This window comes from Candidatus Hydrogenedentota bacterium (genome assembly GCA_018005585.1).
GTDB lineage: Bacteria > Hydrogenedentota > Hydrogenedentia > Hydrogenedentales > JAGMZX01 > JAGMZX01.
Genome location: JAGMZX010000232.1, coordinates 1 through 6,044, shown reverse-complemented (window position 1 = coordinate 6,044; position 6,044 = coordinate 1). Strand labels below are relative to the sequence as shown.

The following is a 6,044-nucleotide window of genomic DNA, read 5'->3' as shown; positions in this document are numbered from 1 at the left end:
CTCACCCTCGCCTTCACCTTCACCTTCACCCTCGCCCTCACCCTCACCCTCACCCTCACCCTCACCCTCACCTTCGCCTTCACCCTCACCCTCGCCTTCACCCTCACCCTCACCTTCGCCTTCACCCTCACCCTCGCCCTCGCCTTCGCCCTCGCCCTCGCCTTCACCCTCGCCCTCGCCCTCGCCTTCACCTTCACCTTCGGCGCCGGGATACCCCGTTATGCGCACGCACCAGCCATCAAGCAGTCCGGGCGCATCGAATCCGTTCGTGATCCGCAGCGTCCAAAGACCTTGCGCCATCAGCCCGTCAAAATCCGCCAGGAGCCCTGCCGTCTCGTGCGCAATGTTGAACGAACCGGTAAACGGCGCAACGCCATCCGCCAGCGAGACAGGCGACTCGTCGTCCAATACCGTGTCCACAAACTGGTCCGGACAACCCATGCCGGAAAGAATACCCCCGGCGCCAATATGTTCGATCAGGGTGACCGGCGTCCCGTCCGGCGCAATGAGTTCAAAGCGCAGGTCCGGAATGCAGGGGTGGGCCACATTGAGAACAACGTCGATGTCCGTGACGACCAGATTGCCGTCAAAGACGGCGGAAGAAGACACTGCAGCCGCTGTTTCACCCGGGATTGCGACGGCATCCCCGCTACTGCACACTTCCACAGGCGCAGGTTCTCCCTCGCCCTCGCCCTCGCCCTCGCCTTCGCCTTCGCCTTCGCCCCCTCCGGAGTAGTTGGCGGTATAGGAACGACCTTTGTCCATGACAATCTCTAACGGATTGTCTTCTGTGCCTTCCGGGGCCTCTATGTCAGTTCCTGTCCAGTACGCGAATTCATAGCCCTCATGAGGCGTGTTCGCCCAGATACTGACCGGCGTGCCGCCGCCGTAAATCACATGAAGCCTGCCATCCAGGACGGGCAGGGTCTGAAGAGGTTCGGGATCCAGGTCAAACATGCTGAAATCGGGCCAGAGGGAACTTGCAAGCACCAGTTCAAATTCACCCTCACCCTCACCCTCGCCTTCTCCCTCACCCTCACCCTCGCCTTCTCCCTCACCCTCACCCTCGCCTTCCCCTTCCCCTTCCCCTTCGCCCTCGCCCTCGCCCTCGCCCTCACCTTCCCCACCTCCATCCACCGTCAACACGGCGCTGTTCGACGGCGTATCGCCGCCTTCATTGCTCACGATGCAACGATATGCGCCCCCGTCGGCCGGGTCGACCACCGATATCTGCAGCAATGATGTCAGCGCCCCCGTGATACGGCCGTCGTCCGAAAGGTCGAGCCCCTCCTTCTGCCACTGAAAGGACAGCGTGCCCTCTCCAGTTGCCGTTACCGAAAAGGCGACCGAATCGCCCGCAGACACCACCTGCGACAACGGGTGCTGGGTGATCTGCGGGGGCGCGATGGGCGCCACGGCAGACAGGTACAAAACCGCTTCCGCGCCGATGTCCGCGGGCTTGGCAAAGGTCTGGTCGCCAGCGCCTGCCGCCTGAGCGCCAAGGTCAACCCAGTCTCCATCGATGGCGTCGAACCATATTACCCGGTAGTTGCCCGCCTGCATGTTCACGCCCAGGCTGCTGCCGCTGTCGCCATACACGAGATATACATTCCCGGGACTTGCCAGCACGTAGTCCGTATTGCCGCGCGCAAGCGCATCCGCGGGCGCCGTTTCATTGAAACGGGTGTTCTCCATGAAGTCGACGAGCCGCCCGCAGATTTGCAGGTCGCTCACGGCCGTCGAGGCAATATCCATGTATAGAAGCATGGAGTAGCCGCCGCCCATGGCAATCGCCCAGACCTTCTGCCGCAGGTCGGAACCCGTGGGCAGCGGCTGAAACTCGGCAATATTGATGTTCTTGAGCCCGCCCACATTGTTCCACGCGGCGACCGCCGCATTGTGCAGCTCCGTCCGGGAACTCGTGTTGTACTGGACTGCGAACTGGTCCAGATTGGGGTTGCCGTTGAAATCAAAGGACGTGCCGCTGCCCTGGTGCACGGCGACCGGATGGTGATTGTCGTCCTGCTGCTTGATGCGCTCGGCAATCTTCGATACATGAGCCGCGGAAAGCGCCTCTCCGTATTCCTCCGCCACGCACCAGATCAGATGCTTATGATGTTCAAACGCATTGACTATGGAGTCGACCAGATACTCCTCGCGCGCATCGAGATTGCCACTGTTCAGATCCCGCCCGAATGGGGCCGCGCTGTCGTCGTAAAAGATCAGAAATATCGTAATGCCTTGGGCGTCCATCGCCGCAAACCACGTTTCCCACTGGTTGAGGATGTCCGCATCCAGAGCATTGTTGATATTGCTGCTTTCAAACGGGTTCTCATCGTCGTCGCCGTCGCCGCCGTGACTGCGCACGATCTGCATGTAGATACTATTCGCGCCCGTGCCTGTCACCTTGTTGATCAACGTCATTTGGTCGCCGCTGCGCGTCCCGTTCGCGTTGCGCGTGCCGCGATACAGGAAATCTTCCGGGTCGCCCGGCCCGCACAGGAAGAACGGCCCGCCGCCTTCATACCGGAACCATGCCGTATGGAGCGGATCGACGACGAGCGATCCAAGCGGCGCGCCCGTAACGTTGATATCGACCGTGCTCTCCCCGGTCATGCCGCCCGTATCCGTCACGATGAGCCGCGCCGTATACACTCCCGGGACAGCGTACTGATGGTCGGTCTCGATGCCAGACGCATCCACAGCACCGTCATCTTCAAAATCCCATGCATAGTCGACGACCGGCCCCTCGATGTCATAAGATCCGCTCCCGTCGAAATGCACATCCAGGGGTGCCTGGCCCAAGGTGGGGCTTGCGTCGATGACAGCCACCGGCGCGTTTGCGTTGCACGGAGGGCACGCCTCGACCAGGAGTTTCAGGTTCTGGTTCATACTCGACGAGACGCTGCCGGGCGTCATCGAGTTCGACCCGCGAAAAGCGATCACCAGGTCCAGGCTGGGGATGACGCACAGGGTCTCCGGGCCGCCGTGTCCAACCGCGGCAAACGTGTCCGCGGGCGCGTCCGGCCACGTCAGCGCGCTCGGGTTCGTCGCGCCGTAATCGTTGAACCACCAGTTGAACCCGTAAATACCGGGCCCGTCCGCCGTCTGGTCTGACCCGCCGCCGTAGGTGCCGACATCGAGGTAGTCAGTTCCAGATGACGAGGTCCGCGGCAGCGAAATCGGCACGTGCGGAAGCATGTAGTCGTCAAAAAAGCTTTCCGCCAATAGTTGCGTGCCGTTCCAGTTGCCCCGGTTGCACCAGAGCCAGCCGATGCGCGCGAAGTCGCGCGGCGTTGTGGACAAACCATATCCGTCGCGCGAAGAAAAAATGGAGCCATCCTGGAATTGGAGGAATCCAAGCCGGCCTCCGTTCCGCGCCGCCGAGTCCGGGGTCGCGCCATAGACCCTGTCGAACAACGTCTTCGCATAAAGACTGATCGCGTAGTCGTTGTACGCCCAGCGGGCGCCGGGCGCCTCGCCGCGGGCGTAGCCGCTCGTCATGTTGGCGAGGTGGTAGAACTCCATGGGCTCGTCCTTGGCGACGAGGTCCCAGCCCCAATCTTCGATGTGATCATGGACGCCTCCGAGACGCCCTTCTTTCACCGCGAAGAACAGCATCGTGCTGATCACGGGCTTTGCCGCCGAGGCCCAGTCCCCTTTTGACGTCTGGTCACCCCACGTCTTCACCATGTAACCCTGCCGCACGATACAGCCCACGCCGCCGATGTTGGCCGCGACCTGGTCGAGTTTGGCCCCGTCCAGCCCCAATTCCGCGGGCGTTTTCGACTGCCACGTGGCGCCGGGAAACGTGACCGCACAGGTAGCGACCACCTGCACCTGCCAGGTTTCCGTGTCCGTGCCGCCCGGGTTCGTCGCTTGCGCCGTGACCGTATAGGTCTGCCCCGCCTCGTCCGCTTGTGGAATCCAGCCCTGGACAAGGCCGCTACTGTTCACGGAAAGACTGTCCGGCCCCGCGGTCAGAGACCAGGCGATCCCCACTCCCTGCAAAAGCACAAGCTGTTCCTTGTATTCCGCGCCGACATAGGCCCGGTCGGGATCGGGCGTCACTTCTTGAATAATCGGCGGCGGCACCGCTTCCACGGTCACTTGCCACGATTCCGCGTCATCCCCGAAGGCATTGCTGGCTTGGACCTCAACCGTAAAGCTGCTTCCGATGTCCGATGGCGCGGGCGTCCAGCCGCTCACGCGTCCCGTGCCCGACACGACCAGTCCCGAGGGCCCCTGCAAGACGCTCCAACTCACCGGCAGCGTTCCTTGAAGCAGATTCAATTGCCGCGTGTATTCCAGGTTCGCGTAGCCCGCGTCCGGGTCAGGGGTTACTTCCTGAATAATGGGTGGGATGTTGTCCGGGGTCCAATCCAGATACGGGTGTTGCGCGTGGCCGCCCGTGCCTTCACGGTCCGCGAAGATCGGACCGTCGCCGCTTCCCGAGACAGCCGCCAACTTAAAGGTGACCCGCTGGTTCAGATGGGCGTTGTAGAAATCGGTAACGTCCAGTTCATACCACTGCGCCGTTGCATCCACGTGGAACGAGCCCACCACCGTGGTCCAGCCGCTGGTATCCGGCGCGTTACTGCCGGTAAGCGTGGCTTCATTGAAATCGTAAACACCGCCAAGAACGCGGATATCGTAGTTCACGCCGTTCTGCGTCCAGTAGTTGTACAGGTGCAAGGTCGCCGCATCAGCGGAGGCGCTGCCCAGCGGGAACTCGACCCATCCGTGACTGTTGGTTGATTTCACGAGAAGCCCGGCATACGCGCCGCCGCCAAAGTCATATTCGTCATAATTCGTCGAGTCGCCGCGCGTCGTGACGTCGTCGCTTGCGTAAATCGGCTCCGGCGGCGATACCGCCGTCACTTGCACCTGCCATGTCTCGGCGTCCGAACCATAGGCATTGCTCGCCTGAATCTCGACGGTAAATGTGTCGCCAATGTCGTCACCGCCCGGTGTCCAGCCACTGACATAACCGGTCTGGCTCACAGACAGGCCGCTTGGCCCTTGCGCCACGCTCCAACTCACCGGGGCCGTGCCTTGCGTCAGCACGAGTTGACGCGTGTACTCATTATTGGCCTCGGTCAGCTCCGGATCGGGCGTCACTTCCTGGATTACCGGCGGGGCATTGCCCGGCGCGTACTCCAGGTACGGATATTGCGCGTGTCCGCCCGTGCCTTCGCGGTCCGAGAAGATGGGGCCGTCACCGGAACCACTGACGGCCTCGAGTTTGAACGTCACCGTCTGGCCCAGGTGCGCGTTGTAGAAACTGGTCACGTCCAGGGTGTACCACTGAGCCGTCGCGTTCACATGGAAGGAGTCGGCCACGGTGGTCCAAGCGCTGGTGTCGGGGGCATTGCTGCCCGTAAGCGCGGTTTCGCTGAAACCGTACTCGGCGCCTTTGAGCCGCACGTCGTAATTGACGCCGTTTGCAGTCCAGTAGTTGTACACGTGCAGCGTCGCGCTGCCCACCGTGCTGCCTCCAAGCGTGAACTCGAGCCAGCCATGGCTGCCGCCCAGCTTGACAAGCAACCCCGCATAGGCGCCGCCGCCCAAGTCATATTCGTCGTAGTTGGTCGCGTTATTCCGCGTGGTTACGTCGTCGTTCGGGCTGGTCACCGCAGGATAGGCGGACACGCCCGCGAGACACGCCAGTACGGTCATTCCAAACAACATCAGAAAGTGGTTCTTACGCATCGCTGCTTTCTCCTGCACTCACGGGTAAACGATGAAGCCCGTTATCTCTTGCTCAACTCCTCACATCCAAGCGTCGTGCGCGACGGCGCACCTTGCCGTCGCAAAACAAGAAGCGCGGCAACAGCGCACAACGCCAAAAGCACAACAAGCGCAAACGGTCCCGCGACCGGAACGCCGGGAAGCACCGACAACTCGACAGACTGCGATTCGGCAATCGCGATATCGTCGGCTACCTGACATTTGTACAGACCGGCGTCCTCAAACTCGATATCATCTACGATGTAGCTGACGTCAGGGGCGTCTTGGAGAAGAAGGAACGGGCCGCCGCCATG

The 6,044-nt window shown here is 61.8% G+C and carries 2 protein-coding genes; both read right to left on the bottom strand.

Annotated features, from left to right (window positions below; all coding sequences use genetic code 11):
* The coding region (locus tag KA184_22775) for a DNRLRE domain-containing protein (protein MBP8132413.1) at positions 1-5,712 on the bottom strand (5,712 nt) is incomplete at its 3' end.
* Between the two features lie 41 nt (positions 5,713-5,753).
* On the bottom strand, positions 5,754-6,044 hold a 291-nt coding region (locus KA184_22770), incomplete at its 5' end, for a hypothetical protein (GenBank protein MBP8132412.1).